Here is a 14547-nt window from a genome sequence, read left to right as displayed (position 1 = left end):
TGGCAGGGGGCGTTGCGAGTTCAGGGCGCCGGCCCGGGGCCGGAGCTCAGGAGTCGATGAAGGCGAGCAGGTCGGCGTGCAACCGGTCGCGCTCGGTGTCGGGCAGGCCGTGCGCGCCGTTCTCGTAGACGAGCAGGGTCGCGCCGTCGACCATGGCGGCCGAGCGCTTGCCGCCCACCTCGAACGGCACGATCTGGTCGTCGTCGCCGTGGATCACGAGCGTCGGCACGTCGACCGCGGCGAGGTCGGCGCGGAAGTCCGTCGCCGAGAACGCGGCGATGCACTCGTACGCGGCGCGGTGCCCGCACGCCATCGACTGCAGCCAGAACGCGTCGCGCGTGCCCTGCGACACGTCGTTGTTGCGGTTGTTGCCGAAGAACGGCCCGTCGGCCAGGTCGCGGTAGAGCTGGGCGCGATCGGATGCCTCGCCGGCGCGGATCCCGTCGAACACGTCGATCGGCAATCCTTCCGGGTTGTCGTCGGTGCGCAGCATCAGCGGCGGCACCGCCGACACGAGCACCAGCTTCGCGACGCGCGCGCTGCCGTGCCGGCCGAGGTAGTGCGTGATCTCGCCGCCGCCGGTCGAGTGCCCGACGAGGGTCAGGTCGGTGAGGTCGAGGTGGTCGATGAGGCAGGCGAGGTCGTCGGCGTAGGTGTCCATCTCGTTGCCGTCCCAGGTGCGGCTCGAGCGTCCGTGCCCCCGCCGGTCGTGAGCGATCGCGCGGTGGCCGTGGTCGGCGAGGAACCGCGCGGCGGCCGCCCACGCGTCGGAGTTCAGCGGCCAGCCGTGGCTCAGGATCACGGGCGACCCGCCCGAGCCCCAGTCGGTGTAGAAGATCTCGGCACCGTCATCGGTGGTGACGTACGGCATGGCGGCCTCCTCGTGGGCGAGCTGGTGCAGCGGATGCCTCGATGCTGCGCCCCACGCGCGGGTCGCCGAACCACGTGGTGCACGTAGTCGTCGCGGACGGATGGACGGGGGCGGGCGTCAGCCCCGGGGCATCCGCTCGGCCAGCTGTCGTCGGGAGGTGACGCCGAGCTTCCGGAACACCTTGCGCAAGTGGTAGTCGACCGTGTTGGCGCTGATGAAGAGGGTCGCGCCGATCTCGGCGTTGGTGCGGCCGGCGGCGGCCAGCTCCGCGATGGTCGACTCGCGCGGGGTGAGCTCGTCCGCGGCGCCGGGCTCACGGTGCGGCACGTGCTCGCCCGTGGCCGCGAGCTCCACGCGGGCGCGCTCGGCGAACGCGACCGCACCCGCCCGCTGGAAGATCGCGAGCGCCTCGCGCAGCTGCTCGCGCGCCTCGCGGCGACGCTTCATGCGCCGCAGCCACTCGCCGTAGACGAGGTGCGCCCGCCCGAGGTCACCGACCGCGAGCGTCTGGCACAGGTGCGCGATCGCGTCGAGGTGGAGCCGCTCGGCCTCGTCGTCGCCCGCCATGACCGCGGCCGACCGCGAGGCCACCCCGCGGATCCACGGCGTGCCGCTCACCTCGGCCTGGTGCTCGAGCCGCGCCAGCGACGGGCGCACGAGGTCGGCCCTGCCCGCCCGCGCGCCGGCCTCGACGTAGTCGGGCAGGTGCCGGTAGGTCACCTGCAGGAAATCGCGCTCGGTGACCATCGGATGCAGCCGCTCGAACGCATCCCGGTAGTGCCCCTCGGCGATCGCGCGCACGGCGAGGCCGTGCTCGGCGAGCGACCACACCCCGCCCCAGCCGCCGGCACGCGCGCCCTCCGCGACCTGCTCGACGACCTCGACCGGCGCGCCCGCCCACGCGAGGTAGCCGGCGTTGACCACCTGCTCGGCGTCGTAGCCGATGGCGCGCCGCAGCTCGCGCACCTGCTCGATCGTGCGGCCGCAGGCGACGACGTCGCCGATCGCGAGCTCGATCAGCCCGAGCACCCAGAGCGTCGTGTCCAGCGCGCGCAGCGCACCGGCCTCACGCGCGGCGCGCGCCGCCCGACGGAGCAGGTCGAGGCAGGCCCGTTCGTCCCACAGCGCCATGGTCGACGCCACCGTGAACGTCGTGTAGTCCCCCAGCAGCGCGTCGTCGGCGGCCTCCAGCATGGTGACGGCCGCGCGCAGCTTCGGCGCCGACTCCCGGTACGGCGCGAGGATGTGCGCCTCGATCGCCGTGAGCGCCACGTCGAACGCGCCGTCGGCGACGCCCACGCCGGCGCCGACGCGCGCGCCCACCTCCGCCAGCGTCGCATCGCGCATCATCCACTCGGTCGTGAGGCAGAGCTCGAACGCGGTCACGAGCGCGCGCTGCTCGCGCGCGGGGTCGGCGGCGTGGAACAGGGCGGCGGCCTCGAGCATCGACGCCGTGCCGCCGGTGATGCCCTGCGCGTCGCCGACGAACAGCGAGAGGACCGCGCGCAACGCGAGCACGCGCCCGCGGCCGACGTCGTCGAGACGCTCGGGGTCGAGCGATGCCACGAGCTCGAGGGCGAGCTGCACGGCACCCGCCGCCGCGGCCGCCTCGGCGGCATCGAGCAGCCGGCCGTCCCGGTCGGCGCCGCGCGGGGTCAGGTCGGCGGCCCGGGCGAGCAGCCGGGCCCGCGACGCGGTGCCGCCCCGGCCACCCGCCGAGTCGGCGGCGCGCACGAGCCGAGCGGCGGTCGCCTCGTCGGTGCCCGAGACGGCGGCGGCGGCATGCCACGCAGCGGATGCCTCGCGGCCGTCACGCTCCGCCACGTCGGCGAGCGCGCGGTGCACGCGGCGCCGGTCTGCGCTCGGCATGGCGTCGTAGACGGCGGCGCGCACGAGCGGGTGCCGGAACGCGACGTCGCCCCGCACGGACACCAGGTGGAGCCGCTCGGCGGGCTCGGGGGCATCCGTCGCCAGACCCAGCTGTGCAGCCGCAGCCGCGATCGCAGCCCCGTCGCCCGTGGACTCGGCCGCCGCGACGCCCAGCCAGAGCCGCGTGTCGTCGGGCAGTGTCGCGAACCGGCGCGCATAGTGCGCCTCGAGCCGCTCGCCGATCGGCACCGGTTCCTCGGCGACGGCCCGTGCGGTGAGCTCGCTCGGCGACCCGTGGGCGAGGTCGACGAGCGCGAGGGGGTTGCCGCCCGTCTCCTCGGCCACGCGCGTCGCCAGGTACGGATCGATCGGTTCGCTCGCCGCGCCCGTCAGCAGCCGCACGGCCGACCGCCGGTCGAGCCCCTCGAGTTCGAGCGCGGGCACACCGGCGAGGGCAGGGGCGACGGATGCCTCGGGCCGCACCGCGAGCACCAGCGCCACCGCCTCGGCCTGGAGGCGCCGGGCGACGAACGCGAGCACCTCGAGCGACTCCGGGTCGAGCAGGTGCGCGTCGTCGACGATGCAGAGCACGGGCTGCTGCTCTCCCGCCGCTGCGAGCAGCGACAGGGTGCCGAGGCCGACGAGGAAGCGGTCGGGCGGCGGGCCGTCGGCGAGCCCCGCGGCGATGCGGAGGGCGGTCGCCTGCCCGGCGGGCAGCGCGTCGAGGTGGCGCGCGAGCGGATTGCCGAGCCGCTGCAGCGCGGCGTACGGCATCGACTGCTCGGCCTCGAACCCGTCGGCGCGGATCACGCGCACGCCCTGCGCGAGGCGGGCCAGCTCGCCGACGAGCGTGGTCTTGCCGATGCCCGGCTCGCCGCGCACCACGAGGGCGCCGCCGGCGCGATTGCGCGCGTGGGCGACGAGGGCGAGGAGTTGTCCGAGTTCGCGCTCGCGGCCGAGGAGGGAAGGGGTGTCCGCGTCTATGCGCTCAACGTAGACCCGCGGCGGGCGGACGTCCAGAGAGCGTTTTCACGGCGCCGGGCGGGTGCCCCGGGCCCGCACGGAGGGCCTGGCGGCGGGGCGGGCGTAGAGTGCGGGCGAGGGGCACGGCATGCGTACGACGCGAGCGCGGGTGAGCACATGGGCCGCCGTCGGCGGCGTGTGCGGTCTGGCGTGGGCGGCGTCGTTCCGCGCGTACATGGCCGAGATCAGCGGCGCGATCTCCGCGGTGCACTGGGTCGGCACGTTCCTCGCGCTGCTGCTGCCGGGCGCGATCATCGGGGTGGCGCTCGGCGCTGCGGCCGCAGCCGATCCGGTGCGGCATCGGCGGGCACTGCGCTGGGCGGCATCCGCTCCCCTGCTCTTCGCGGCCGTGCCGCTCGCCCTGCCCGGTGCGCTCGTCGACTTCCTCACCCAGGGCCTCGGCGGCGGTGCGCTGGGCGTAGCGCTCGGCGCGATCGCCGCGGGGTACGCGATCGGCGGGCGCCGCGCGTGGGCCCGCTGGGTGTGCGGCGTGCTCGCGGCCGCCCTCCTCGTCGCGATCGTCGCGACGGTGCCCGCCATCGCCGGGAGCGTACTCGCGCTGAACTCCCCGCGCGGCGCCTGGGTCGCCGTGCTCGCGGGGTCGCTCCTCCTCGTGCTGTACGTCGCAGCGGCGATCCCGTTCCGCGCGCTGAACGCCCCGGCATCCGAGATCTCGTCGTGAGCCCTGCCGCTCCCGCACCCCGGAGTGGTAGTTTCCGCAACGGATGCCCGCGTCTGCGGCACCCCTCATCGAATCGAGGTGCATGGTGTACACGACCGAGATCACGCAGCAGCCGTCACCGACCGCGCCCGAGACGCCCGGAATCGTGTCCGCCGACGCGCTGCGCATCGGCACGGGGCGGACGCGCCGGTTCGTCGGTGCCGAGCACGGCGCGAACGTCTCGTACTTCTGGGTCGATAACGAACCGGGCGAGGGGCCCGGGCTGCACTGGCACCCCTACACCGAGACGTGGATCGTGCTCGAGGGCACGGCGCGCATCACGATGGGCGACCGCGAGCTCGTCGCCGGGCCGGGCGACACCGCCACGGTGCCCGCGGGCGTGTGGCACCGGTTCGTCAACGCCGGCACCGATCGGCTCAAGGTGCTGTGCATCCACGCGTCGGCCGTGATCGTGCAGGTCTGGGCCGACCCGGAGCATCCGGGCTGAGGCGCCGGCCGACCGGCATCCGCAATTCACCGCACTCGACCAGCAAGGAGCACCCCATGTCGTACCAGGCCTACCTCGACACGATCGAGCAGAAGACCGGGCTCACGCCGCGCCAGCTGATCGACGCGGCGCGCGAGCAGGGGTTCGAGGAGGGGGCCAAGGTCGGCCCGATCGTCGCGTGGCTGAAGGCGGAGTACGGTCTCGGCCACGGGCACGCGAACGCGCTCGCGCAGGTGATCAGCAAGGGCCCGAAGATCGTGCCGGCGAAGCACGTGGGGTCCGACGGCTCGCATCGCGACGCATCCGACACCCTCTGGCTCGACGGCGCCGCCACGAACCCCAACCGCTGAGCCCCGCCTAGCGGTAGGCGCGCTCGTACGCCGGCGGCGTGTAGTCGACCGCGACGCCGAGCTCGCGCGCGGCGCGCAGCGGGAAGTTCGGGTCGCGCAGCACCTCGCGCCCGACGAGCACCACGTCTGCGGCGCCCGACGCGACCACCTCGGCCGCCTGCTCCGCCTCGTCGATCAGCCCGACCGCAGCGGTCGGCACGCCCGTCGCGTCGCGCAGCCCCGACGCGAACGGCACCTGGTACCCGGGCCCGAGCGGGATGCGCGCGTGGACGTTGCCGCCCGACGACACGTCGACGAGGTCGATGCCGCGGTCGGCGACCCAGCGCGCGACCTGCTCCATCTCCGCAGGCGTCCATCCGCCCTCGGTCCAGTCGGTCGCCGAGAAGCGCACCAGCAGCGGCACGGTCTCCCCCACCTCGGCGCGCACGGCGTCGACGACCTCGAGCACGATGCGCGCGCGGTTCGCGAGCGAGCCGCCGTACTCGTCGGTGCGGAGGTTGCTCAGCGGCGACAGGAACTCGTGCAGCAGGTAACCGTGCGCGGCGTGCAGCTCGAGCAGGTCGAACCCGGCGTCGACGGCACGGCAAGCGGATGCCGCGAAGGCCGCCACGACCTCCGCGATGCCGTCGACGGTGAGCGCCGTCGGCACCGCGTACCCGTCGAAGGCGACCGCGCTCGGCGCGAACGCCTCCCAGCCGCCCTCGGCGACGGGCACCGATCCGCGCTCGTCCGCCCACGGCCGGTACGTCGACGCCTTGCGCCCCGCATGCGCGAGCTGGATGCCCGCGAGCGCGCCCTGCCCGTGCATGAAGTCGACGATCGGGCGAAGTGCGTCGCGCTGGTCGTCGTTCCAGAGCCCGAGGTCCTGGGGGCTGATGCGCCCCTCGGGCACGACCGCGGTCGCCTCGACGATGATCGCGCCGGCCCCGCCGCGTGCGAGGGCGCCGAGGTGCACGTGGTGCCACTCGGTCGGCATGCCGTCACGGGCATCCGCGTGGTACTGGCACATGGGCGGCACCCAGATGCGGTTGCGGGCGGTGACGCCGCGGAGCGTGATCGGGTCGAAGAGCGAGGCAGGCAGGGGATCTCCCGGGTCGGAACGGCGCGCACGACGAATCTCGTGCCCGGGCGATCATCGCACGTCGGCGATGGTCACCCGCCCAGCACAACGCGACGACCGATGCGAGCGTTCCCCGCAATCAGGCTCTAGCACACCGCGTCGGGTGTCGTCGACTGGGAGAGCGTGCCGTAGGACGTCTCCGCGATCGCCTCGATGACGACGTCGTCGCTGAATACGAGGTGATCGTACACGTCGTAGTACTCGCTGCCATACGGCGGGATGACCGAGCTCGACCCGGTCAGGATTTCGTCGGCGCCCACCCGCAGGGAGAAGCTCAGCACCTCGAGGGGGCTTTCGCACGGGTTGACCACTTCCGCCCAGATGGTTGCGTACAGGTCGCCGTCCTGGTCCCGATGACACGCGATCAGGTTGATGTACCTCTGACAGTTCGGGTCGTCGGGCGGCGCGCTGGCGGCCGCCTGCGGCGCGGTCGCCGCCACCGCGATCACGGGCACCGACCATGCGACCGCGCGCAGTGCGCCGCGCCTGGTGGTGCCGGGCGTCGTCGCGCCGCTGTCGTCGGGAAGTGGTGCACGTTCGTCGGTCATGGCCGCCCCTGATCGGTCCGTCACTCCTGAGGTGGTGCACACGCGTCGGCGCGTTGCGACCGAGCGTAGCGGATTGCAAGGCCCGCTTACCAGAGGAATCGTCGGATACGTCGCCCACCCCAAGACCCGTCGATTCCCTGCGCTCTCAGCCGCGAGAGCGCAGCCTTTCGACGGGTCTCGTGTCCAACCGACGCGAGAACGGGCGAGCGGATGCCGCGGAGCGGCGCCGCCTCAGACGCGCGCGAAGACCGCGGCGAGCGCCTGGCCACCGCCGATGCACATGGTCTCGAGTGCGAGCTCGCCGTCGAGGTCGGGCAGCTCGTGGGCGAGGGTCGCGAGCATGCGCAGGCCGGTCGCGCCGATCGGGTGGCCGATGGAGATGCCGCTGCCGCGCGGGTTGAGGCGCGGGTCCTCGGCGTCGAGGCCCCAGTCGGCGAGGCACGCGAGCACCTGCACGGCGAACGCCTCGTTGAGCTCGATCACGTCGAGGTCGGCGAAGCCGAGCCCGGCCCGCTCGAGCGCGCGGTTCGCGGCGGGCACGGGCGCGACGCCGAAGCGCAGCGGGTCGTTGCCCGCGGCGGCCCACGAGACGAGTCGCAGCACGGGGGTCAGCCCCAGCGAGGCGGCGCGCTCGGGCGTCGTGACGATGCACGCCGCCGCCGCGTCGTTCTGGCCGCTGGCGTTGCCCGCGGTGACGGTGGAATCGGGGTCGGTACGCCCCAGGATCGCCCGCAAGCCGCCCAGCGCCTCGAGCGTCGTATCCGCGCGCGGGTGCTCATCGCGGTCGACGACGGTGTCGCCCCGCCGGCCCGGCACGGTGACGGGCACGGTCTCGGCGGCGAACGCGCCCGACTCCCACGCCGCCACGGCCCGCTGGTGCGACCGCAGCGCGAGCGCGTCCTGCGCCTCGCGCGAGATGCCGTACTCGCGCCGCAGCAGCTCGGCCGAACCGACGTTGCCCTCGGGCGTCGGGAACCGCACGCCGCCGACGGTCTCGCGACCACGCGCGAGCGCGTCATGCAGCATCAGCCCACCGGCGGGCAGTCCGCGCCGCCCCTCCTCGGTATAGAGGGGTGCGTTCGACATCGACTCGGCACCGAGGGCGACGACGACATCGGATGCCCCGGTCTGCACCTCCATCGCCGCGTTGACCACGGCCTGCAGGCCCGATCCGCACCGGCGGTCGAGCTGGTAGCCGCCCGTCGTCACCGGGAAGCCCGCGTCGAGGGCGGCGACCCGGCCGAACGCCGGCGACTCCATCGTCGGGTAGCCCTGCGAGCCGATCACACTGTCGACGGCCGCCGGATCAAGACCCGTGCGCTCGAGCAGCGCCTCGAGCACGGTCACGGCCAGCTCACGCGCATGCACGGGCGCGAGCGCCCCGCCGAGGCGCCCGACGGGCGTGCGCAGGGGCGCGCAGATGACCGCGGTGCGCAGCTCGGTCATGCCGCGACCCCCTCGGCGACGGTGAAGGGCGCCTCGGTGGCATCCGTCACCTGCTCCACCGTCACGTCGGGCGCGAGCTCGATGAGCACCAGCCCGGCGTCGGTCACGTCGAACACCGCGAGGTCGGTGATGATGCGGTCGACGCAGCCGCGGCCGGTGAGCGGCAGCGTGCATTGCGGCACGATCTTCGACGAGCCGTTCTTCGCCACGTGCTCCATGACGACGAGCACGTGCTCGGCGCCGTTGACGAGGTCCATGGCCCCGCCCATGCCCTTCACCATCTTGCCGGGCACGGCCCAGTTGGCGATGTCGCCGCCCGCCGAGACCTGCATGGCCCCGAGCACGGCGTGCGTGACGCGCCCGCCGCGGATCATGCCGAAGCTCGACGCCGAGTCGAAGTACGCGGCGCCGGGCACGACCGTGACGGTCTCCTTGCCGGCGTTGATGAGCTTCGGGTCCTCCTCGCCCTCCCACGGATACGGGCCGACGCCGAGGATGCCGTTCTCGGAGTGCAGCACGACCTCGACGCCCTCGGGCAGGTGGTTCGGAATGAGCGTCGGCAGCCCGATGCCGAGGTTCACGTACGAGCCGTCCTCGAGCTCGCGGGCCGCGCGTGCGGCCATCTCGTCGCGGGTGAGCGGCATCAGACGCCTCCTCGGGTGCGCACGGTGACCTTCTCGATCGGCAGGTCGGCCGACTGCTCGGGCGTGAGCTCGACGACGCGGTCGACGTAGATGCCGGGCAGGTGGATGTCGTCGGGGTCGAGCACGCCGGGCTCGACGAGCTCGTCGACCTCGGCGATCGTGACCTTGCCGGCCATGCCCGCGAGCGGGTTGAAGTTGCGGGTGGCCTTCTCGAACCGCAGGTTGCCGTGCCGGTCGCCGACTGCGGCGCGCACGAGGCCGTAGTCGGTGCGGATCGCCTGCTCGAGCACGTACTCGCGGCTCGCGCCGAACGTGTCGAACGGGCGCAGCTCCTTCGGGTCGCTCGCGAGGGCGATGGAGCCGTCGGGCGCGTAGCGCAGCGGCATCCCGCCGTCGGAGACCGCGGTGCCCGCGCCGGTCGCGGTGTAGAACGCGGGGACGCCGACGCCGCCCGCGCGCAGCCGCTCGGCGAGCGTGCCCTGCGGGGTGAGCTCGACCTCGACCTCGCCCGAGAGGTACTGCCGCCCGAACTCCTTGTTCTCGCCGATGTAGCTGGCGATGATGCGGCGGATGCGGCCGTCGGCGAGCAGCAGCCCGAGGCCCCAGCCGTCGACGCCGCAGTTGTTCGACACGATCTCGAGGTCGTGGACGTCGCGGGCGAGCAGCGCGCGGATCAGCACGATCGGCACGCCCGAGAGCCCGAACCCGCCGACGGCGAGCGACGACCCCGACGGGATGTCGGCGACGGCCTCGTCGGCCGACGCATAGGTCTTGTCCATAGTTCCTCCGGGTCAGTCCTGGTCAGGCGCGGTCGGCTCGGCGGCGGGGTCGGCCGAGTCGGGCGCGGTATCGGATGCCTCGTCGGCGGCGACCTCCGCGAACACCTCGCGCGCGATCGCGAGCCCCGAGTTCACCGGCGGCAGGCCGGCGTAGAGCGCGGTGTGCAGCAGCACCTCGGAGATCTCGTCGGGGCTGAGTCCGTTCCGGAGCGCAGCGCGCACGTGCATGCGGAGCTCGGCCTCGTGGCCGCCGGTGACGAGGCTCGCGAGCGTGGCGATCGACCGCTCGCGGCGGCTCAGCCCGGGCCGCGACCACACCTCGCCCCAGGCGTAGCGGGTGATGAAGTCCTGGAACGCGGCCGTCTCGGGCGTCGTGCCGGCGATCGCGCGATCGACGTGCGCGTCGCCGAGCACCCCGCGCCGGGTCCGCATGCCGCGGGCATGGGCAGCGGATGCCTCGACGCCGGTCTCCGCGCGCAGCAGGAGCCCGAGCAGCAGGTCGGCCGCCGCATCCGGCGCCTCGAGCACGGCGAGGTGCGAGACGCCGTCGAGCTCGACGTGCACGGCGTCGGGCATGGCGTCGGCCATCGCCTGCATCGACGCGGGGGTCGTGACCGCGTCGTGCTCGCCGCTCACGAGGAGGGTCGGCACGTCGACCGCGGGCAGGTCGGCCGTGCGGTCGAACGCAGCGAGCGCCTCCGCGCAGCGCGCGTACGACTCGTCGTCGATGTCGACGAGCGCGTGCAGCGCGCGCGAGCCCGCCCCGTCGTCGGCACCGAGGAACCCGGGCGCGAACCAGCGCTCGGCGCTGCCGGTCACGAGCGACGCGGTGCCGCTCGCGCGCACCGACGCGGCCCGGTCGGCCCACCCCTCGGGCGTGCCGATGCGGGCCCCGCTGCAGGAGTCGACGAGGCTGCGCACCCGGTCGGGGTGGGCGGCGGCGAGCTCGAGCGCGACGGTGCCGCCGAGCGAGACGCCTGCGAGGTGGAACGACCCGCCGCCCGCCTCGTCGACGATCGCGAGCACCGCGTCGGCGAGCTCGGCGACGGTGAACGGCTCGGTCACGACGGGGCTCGCACCGTGGCCGGGCAGGTCGACGCGCAGGATGCGCAGGCGCGACCCCGCGGCGTCGGCGCGCAGCCGGGCGACGACGCCGTCCCAGAGCGCGGTCGTGGTGCCGAGCGACGGCAGCAGCACCAGCAGCGGCTGGGTGCCGGCGGCGACGGTGCCGGGCGCGAACGATCCGCGCAGCACGGGCACGCTCATGCGTCTCCTCCTCTGACGTGGGCGAATCGGGCGACGGCCCGGTCGACGATGCGGTCGGATGCCCCGAGCTCGACCTCGCCCGCATCGCCGACGCCGCTCGAGGCGAGCAGTTCGGCCGCGCGGCCGGCGTCGAACGCCATGCCCCCGGTGAGCCGGGCGGACGCGGCTGACACCGACTCGGCGAGCGCGAGCAGCCGTCGGAACGCACCCCATCCGGCGTGCCACTCCCCCGCGGGCCGCTCGTCGGCGGCCGAGGCCGATGCGGTCACGGTGGCGACGAGTCCCGGCGCCTCGACCGCGGCCGCCGTGAGCGCCACGGCGTCGACGGGGTTGCGCTTGTGCGGCATCGCACTCGATCCGCCGCCGCCCGCGAGCACGACCTCGCCGAACTCGGGGCGGGAGAGCAGCGTGGCGTCGCGTCCGATGCGCCCGAGCACCGCGACGACGGTCGAGGCGACGTGCGCGACGGCGAGCGCCGCGCTGCGCTCGGTGTGCCACGAGCGGCCGGGGTCGGCGAGCCCGAGGTGCGCGGCGAGCGCCGCTCGCACCTCGTCGGCCGCACCGGAGCGTCCGGCAGCGGCATCCGCCCCCGCCCCCGTGCCGACCGCGCCGCCGAACTGCACCGGGCACTCGAGTGCGTCGAGGGCCGCGATCGCGGAGGTCACGCCGTCGAGCCAGCCCGCGGCGAGCACGCCGAGCGTCGACGGGGCCGCGGGTCGAGCCAGGGTGCGGGCCACCCGCGGGTCGCGGTGCCCCGCGGCGGCGAGCGCCGCGAGGGCCGACCCGGTGGCGAGCAGCGACTCGCGCGCCGACGCGAGCGCACGCGAGGCGACGAGCATGAGCGCCGAGTCGACCACGTCCTGGCTGGTCGCGCCGAGGTGCAGCCGGTCCGCGGGCTCACCCGCGGCCTCGAGCTGTGCGCGCAGCAGCGGCACGAGCGCGACCACGACGACCCCGTCGCGCGCCACGCCCTCGACGAGCGACGTGCGGTCGAGCGCGTCGGCGTCGAGCACCGCGGCCGCCGCGTCGAGCGACTCGCCGAGCACGTCGCCCCACGCGCGCAGCAGCGCCGCCTCGACGTCGACCATCGCCCGGAGCACCGCGTCGTCGCCGGTCGCCGAGGCGCCGGCACCGGCCGGGTCCAACAGACCCCAGGAGGCTGCGGTCATATCTCCGTACCGTAGTCGAGGAACACCGTCTCACCCTCGCCCTGCAGCACGATGTCGAACCGGTACGAGCGCTCGCCGTCGGGCGTCGCGATCAGCGTGTCTCGCCGCCCCTCGTCGATGCGGCCGAGCAGCGGGTCGCCCGCATTCGCCTCCGCCTCGTCGCCGAAGTACGCGCGCGTGAACAGGTGCTGCAGGATGCCGCGGCCGAACACCGCCACCAGCAGGTACGGCGCCGAGCCCTCGCGCATCGCGCCGGGCTTGATCGTCGTGAACGAGTAGTGGCCCGCGCGGTCGGCGGCCGACCGGCCGAAGCCCGCGAACCCGTGCTGGTCGCGGTCGAACGAGCCGAGCTCGGTGGACGGTTTGCCGGAGGCATCCGCCCCCAGATCTCGACGAACGCGTCGGGCACCGGGTCGCCGGCCCCGTCGAGCACGGTGCCGTGCACTCGCACGGCGTCGGGCTGCCAGGGGGCGCGCACGTCGGGGCCGCCGGCATAGGGCAGCGCGTAGCCGAAGAACGGGCCGACGGTCTGGGAGGGGGTCTGCAGGTACTCAGGCTCAGGCATGGTCGGCGTCCTCCGGCTCCATCCAGGTCGACTTGGGCCCCGTGAGCACCACGTCCCACCGGTAGCCCGTGGCCCACTCGGGCACGCTCACGTCGTGGTCGTAGCCGGCGACGAGCCGCTCGCGAGCGGCCGGGTCGACGATCGACTGGTAGATCGGGTCGAGGCCGAACAGCGGGTCGCCGGGGAAGTACATCTGCGTGATGAGGCGCTGCGTGAACGCGGTGCCGAAGAACGAGAAGTGGATGTGCGCGGGGCGCCACGCGTTGCGGTGGTTCTTCCACGGGTACGGGCCGGGCTTGATCGTCGTGAGGCGGTACGAGCCGTCGTCGCCGGTGACGATGCGGCCGACGCCCGTGAAGTTCGGGTCGAGCGGAGCCGGATGCTGGTCGCGCTTGTGCACGTACCGGCCCGACGCGTTCGCCTGCCAGATCTCGACGAGCTGGTTCCGCACGGGGCGGCCGTCGCCGTCGAGAATGCGGCCGGTCACGATGATCCGCTCGCCGAGGGGCTCCCCCGCGTGCTGGATCGTCATGTCGGCCTCCTCGGGCGCCACGTCGGTGTGGCCGAACGCGGGCGAGACGAGCTCGATCTCCTCGGGGTCGGCGCGCACGAGCTCGTGGGTGGGGTGGCGGAGGGTGGTCGACCGGTAGGGGCGGTAGTCGCGACGCGGATGCGACGGGAGGGCGCCGCCCGCGGCGGCATCCGTCTCGGCGGCGCTGCGCTCGGCGATCTCGACGTCGATGTCGGCCTGGGTCAGTTCCGGCTGGTTCGCGCTGGGGTGCATGTGCGCTTCGGTGCCTCTCGCATCATCGGGGTGGGACGTGGTCGATGATGACTCCGGCGGATGCCTCGTGGGAGCCGATTTCCACTGAGTGGAAGGCTTTCCGTGCTGGACGACTCAGGGGCATCCGCTCACATGCCCGGCGGCCGGTACCCCAGCGCCGCCGAGATGCCCCGCGCGGCGATGCGCACGCCGAGCGCGAACTGCGGCTCGCCCAGCCGCTCGACGTGGGCGATGATCGACACCGCCGCGACCACCTCGCCGGTCGCATCGCGCACCGGCGCCGCCACCGAGAACGCGCCGCGGGTGAGCGCCTGCACGCTCGTGGCGATGCCCGTCTGGCGGATCTCGGCGAGCCGGCGGCGCAATTCGGGCTCCTCGGTGATCGTGTTCGGCAGGAACCGCGTGAGGCCCGCAGCGACCACGTCGTCGTACACGTCGGTGGGCGCATGCGCGAGCAGCGCGAGGCCCACGCCGGTGGCGTGCAACGGCAGCACCGTGCCGACGTCGGAGACCATCGCGACCGCATGGTCGCCGCTGCGGCGCTCGAGGTAGACCACGCCCAGCCCGTCGCGCACGGCGAGGTGCACGTGCTCGCCCGTCGCGTCGAGCAGGTCCTCGAGGTACGGCATGGCGGCGTTGCGCAGCCGCATCGCGGTCGGCTGCCGCACGCCGAGGCGCCAGAGCCGCATGCCCACCCGGTAGCGCCCGTCGTCGGCGCGCACGAGCCCGCCCCACTCGGCCCACTGGCCGACCAGGCGGTGCGTGGTCGACAGCGGCAGATTCGCGCGCCGGGCGATGTCGGTGAGCGTCAGCTCCTCGCCGCCCGCGAACGCGTCGGCGATCGCGAAGAGCTTCTCGGCGACCGAGCGGTCGTCCCTGCCGCCTCCCGACATGCGCTCACTCTATCCAGCCCCCGCACGCTCGCCGCCCAACCCGAGACCCGT

At 74.2% G+C, this 14547-nt stretch carries 15 protein-coding genes; 3 read left to right on the top strand and 12 right to left on the bottom strand.

Translation table 11 applies throughout. The annotated features are described in order from the left end of the window. Nucleotides 1-46: 46 nt before the first annotated feature. Nucleotides 47-871: an alpha/beta fold hydrolase gene (locus QUE38_RS11555; RefSeq protein WP_286308394.1), complete on the bottom strand. Its 825-nt coding sequence runs from the start codon at nucleotides 869-871 to the stop codon at nucleotides 47-49. A 117-nt stretch (nucleotides 872-988) separates the two neighbouring features. Then, the gene (locus tag QUE38_RS11550; protein WP_286311802.1) at nucleotides 989-3724 is read right to left on the bottom strand and encodes a helix-turn-helix transcriptional regulator; all 2736 of its coding nucleotides are present in this window, start codon (nucleotides 3722-3724) and stop codon (nucleotides 989-991) included. Nucleotides 3725-3851: 127 nt separating this feature from the next. On the opposite strand from QUE38_RS11550, the gene QUE38_RS11545 reads away from it, so the two are divergent. From QUE38_RS11545 to QUE38_RS11535, 3 genes are all read left to right on the top strand, one after another. Further along, nucleotides 3852-4445, top strand: coding sequence for a hypothetical protein (locus QUE38_RS11545; protein ID WP_286308393.1), 594 nt, complete (start codon nucleotides 3852-3854; stop codon nucleotides 4443-4445). 82 nt (nucleotides 4446-4527) lie between these two features. After that, on the top strand, nucleotides 4528-4932 hold the full coding sequence (locus QUE38_RS11540) for a cupin domain-containing protein (protein ID WP_286308392.1): 405 nt from the start codon (nucleotides 4528-4530) through the stop codon (nucleotides 4930-4932). A gap of 56 nt (nucleotides 4933-4988) precedes the next feature. After that, nucleotides 4989-5282, top strand: coding sequence for a DUF4287 domain-containing protein (locus tag QUE38_RS11535; protein WP_286308391.1), 294 nt, complete (start codon nucleotides 4989-4991; stop codon nucleotides 5280-5282). Nucleotides 5283-5289: 7 nt separating this feature from the next. Here QUE38_RS11535 and QUE38_RS11530 read toward each other — a convergent pair whose 3' ends face one another. The 10 genes from QUE38_RS11530 to QUE38_RS11485 form a co-directional block, all read right to left on the bottom strand. Beyond that, nucleotides 5290-6363, bottom strand: a complete 1074-nt coding sequence (locus QUE38_RS11530) for an NADH:flavin oxidoreductase/NADH oxidase (protein ID WP_286311800.1) — start codon at nucleotides 6361-6363, stop codon at nucleotides 5290-5292. A gap of 125 nt (nucleotides 6364-6488) precedes the next feature. After that, nucleotides 6489-6950 carry a hypothetical protein gene (locus tag QUE38_RS11525; RefSeq protein WP_286308390.1) on the bottom strand — a complete coding sequence of 154 codons (462 nt, stop codon included), beginning with the start codon at nucleotides 6948-6950 and terminating at the stop codon, nucleotides 6489-6491. Nucleotides 6951-7181: 231 nt separating this feature from the next. Beyond that, nucleotides 7182-8396, bottom strand: a complete 1215-nt coding sequence (locus tag QUE38_RS11520; protein WP_286308389.1) for an acetyl-CoA C-acetyltransferase — start codon at nucleotides 8394-8396, stop codon at nucleotides 7182-7184. Further along, nucleotides 8393-9040 carry a CoA transferase subunit B gene (locus tag QUE38_RS11515; protein ID WP_286308388.1) on the bottom strand — a complete coding sequence of 216 codons (648 nt, stop codon included), beginning with the start codon at nucleotides 9038-9040 and terminating at the stop codon, nucleotides 8393-8395. The genes QUE38_RS11520 and QUE38_RS11515 overlap by 4 nt, the downstream gene beginning before the upstream one ends. Beyond that, nucleotides 9040-9819 (bottom strand): CoA transferase subunit A, encoded by a 780-nt coding sequence (locus tag QUE38_RS11510; protein ID WP_286308387.1) that lies wholly within the window; start codon nucleotides 9817-9819, stop codon nucleotides 9040-9042. Before QUE38_RS11510 ends, QUE38_RS11515 begins: the two co-directional genes overlap by 1 nt. Before the next feature lie 12 nt (nucleotides 9820-9831). Next, nucleotides 9832-11085: a bifunctional 3-oxoadipate enol-lactonase/4-carboxymuconolactone decarboxylase PcaDC gene (gene pcaDC / locus QUE38_RS11505; RefSeq protein ID WP_286308386.1), complete on the bottom strand. Its 1254-nt coding sequence runs from the start codon at nucleotides 11083-11085 to the stop codon at nucleotides 9832-9834. Further along, nucleotides 11082-12254 (bottom strand): lyase family protein, encoded by a 1173-nt coding sequence (locus QUE38_RS11500; RefSeq protein ID WP_286308385.1) that lies wholly within the window; start codon nucleotides 12252-12254, stop codon nucleotides 11082-11084. Before QUE38_RS11500 ends, pcaDC begins: the two co-directional genes overlap by 4 nt. Continuing rightward, entirely contained in the window at nucleotides 12251-12640 is a 390-nt protein-coding gene (gene pcaG, locus QUE38_RS11495; RefSeq protein ID WP_350227645.1) for a protocatechuate 3,4-dioxygenase subunit alpha, read from the bottom strand. The genes QUE38_RS11500 and pcaG overlap by 4 nt, the downstream gene beginning before the upstream one ends. Nucleotides 12641-12811: 171 nt before the next feature. Then, nucleotides 12812-13603, bottom strand: a complete 792-nt coding sequence (pcaH, locus tag QUE38_RS11490) for a protocatechuate 3,4-dioxygenase subunit beta (RefSeq protein WP_286308384.1) — start codon at nucleotides 13601-13603, stop codon at nucleotides 12812-12814. Nucleotides 13604-13731: 128 nt separating this feature from the next. Further along, complete coding sequence (locus tag QUE38_RS11485) at nucleotides 13732-14496, bottom strand: IclR family transcriptional regulator (RefSeq protein WP_286308383.1); 765 nt, start codon at nucleotides 14494-14496, stop codon at nucleotides 13732-13734. Nucleotides 14497-14547: the final 51 nt, after the last annotated feature.

Source organism: Agromyces mangrovi, assembly GCF_030296695.1.
Taxonomy (GTDB): domain Bacteria; phylum Actinomycetota; class Actinomycetes; order Actinomycetales; family Microbacteriaceae; genus Agromyces; species Agromyces mangrovi.
Note: the sequence above shows the minus strand (reverse complement) of the source record. Positions and strands in the feature narration are given on the sequence as shown.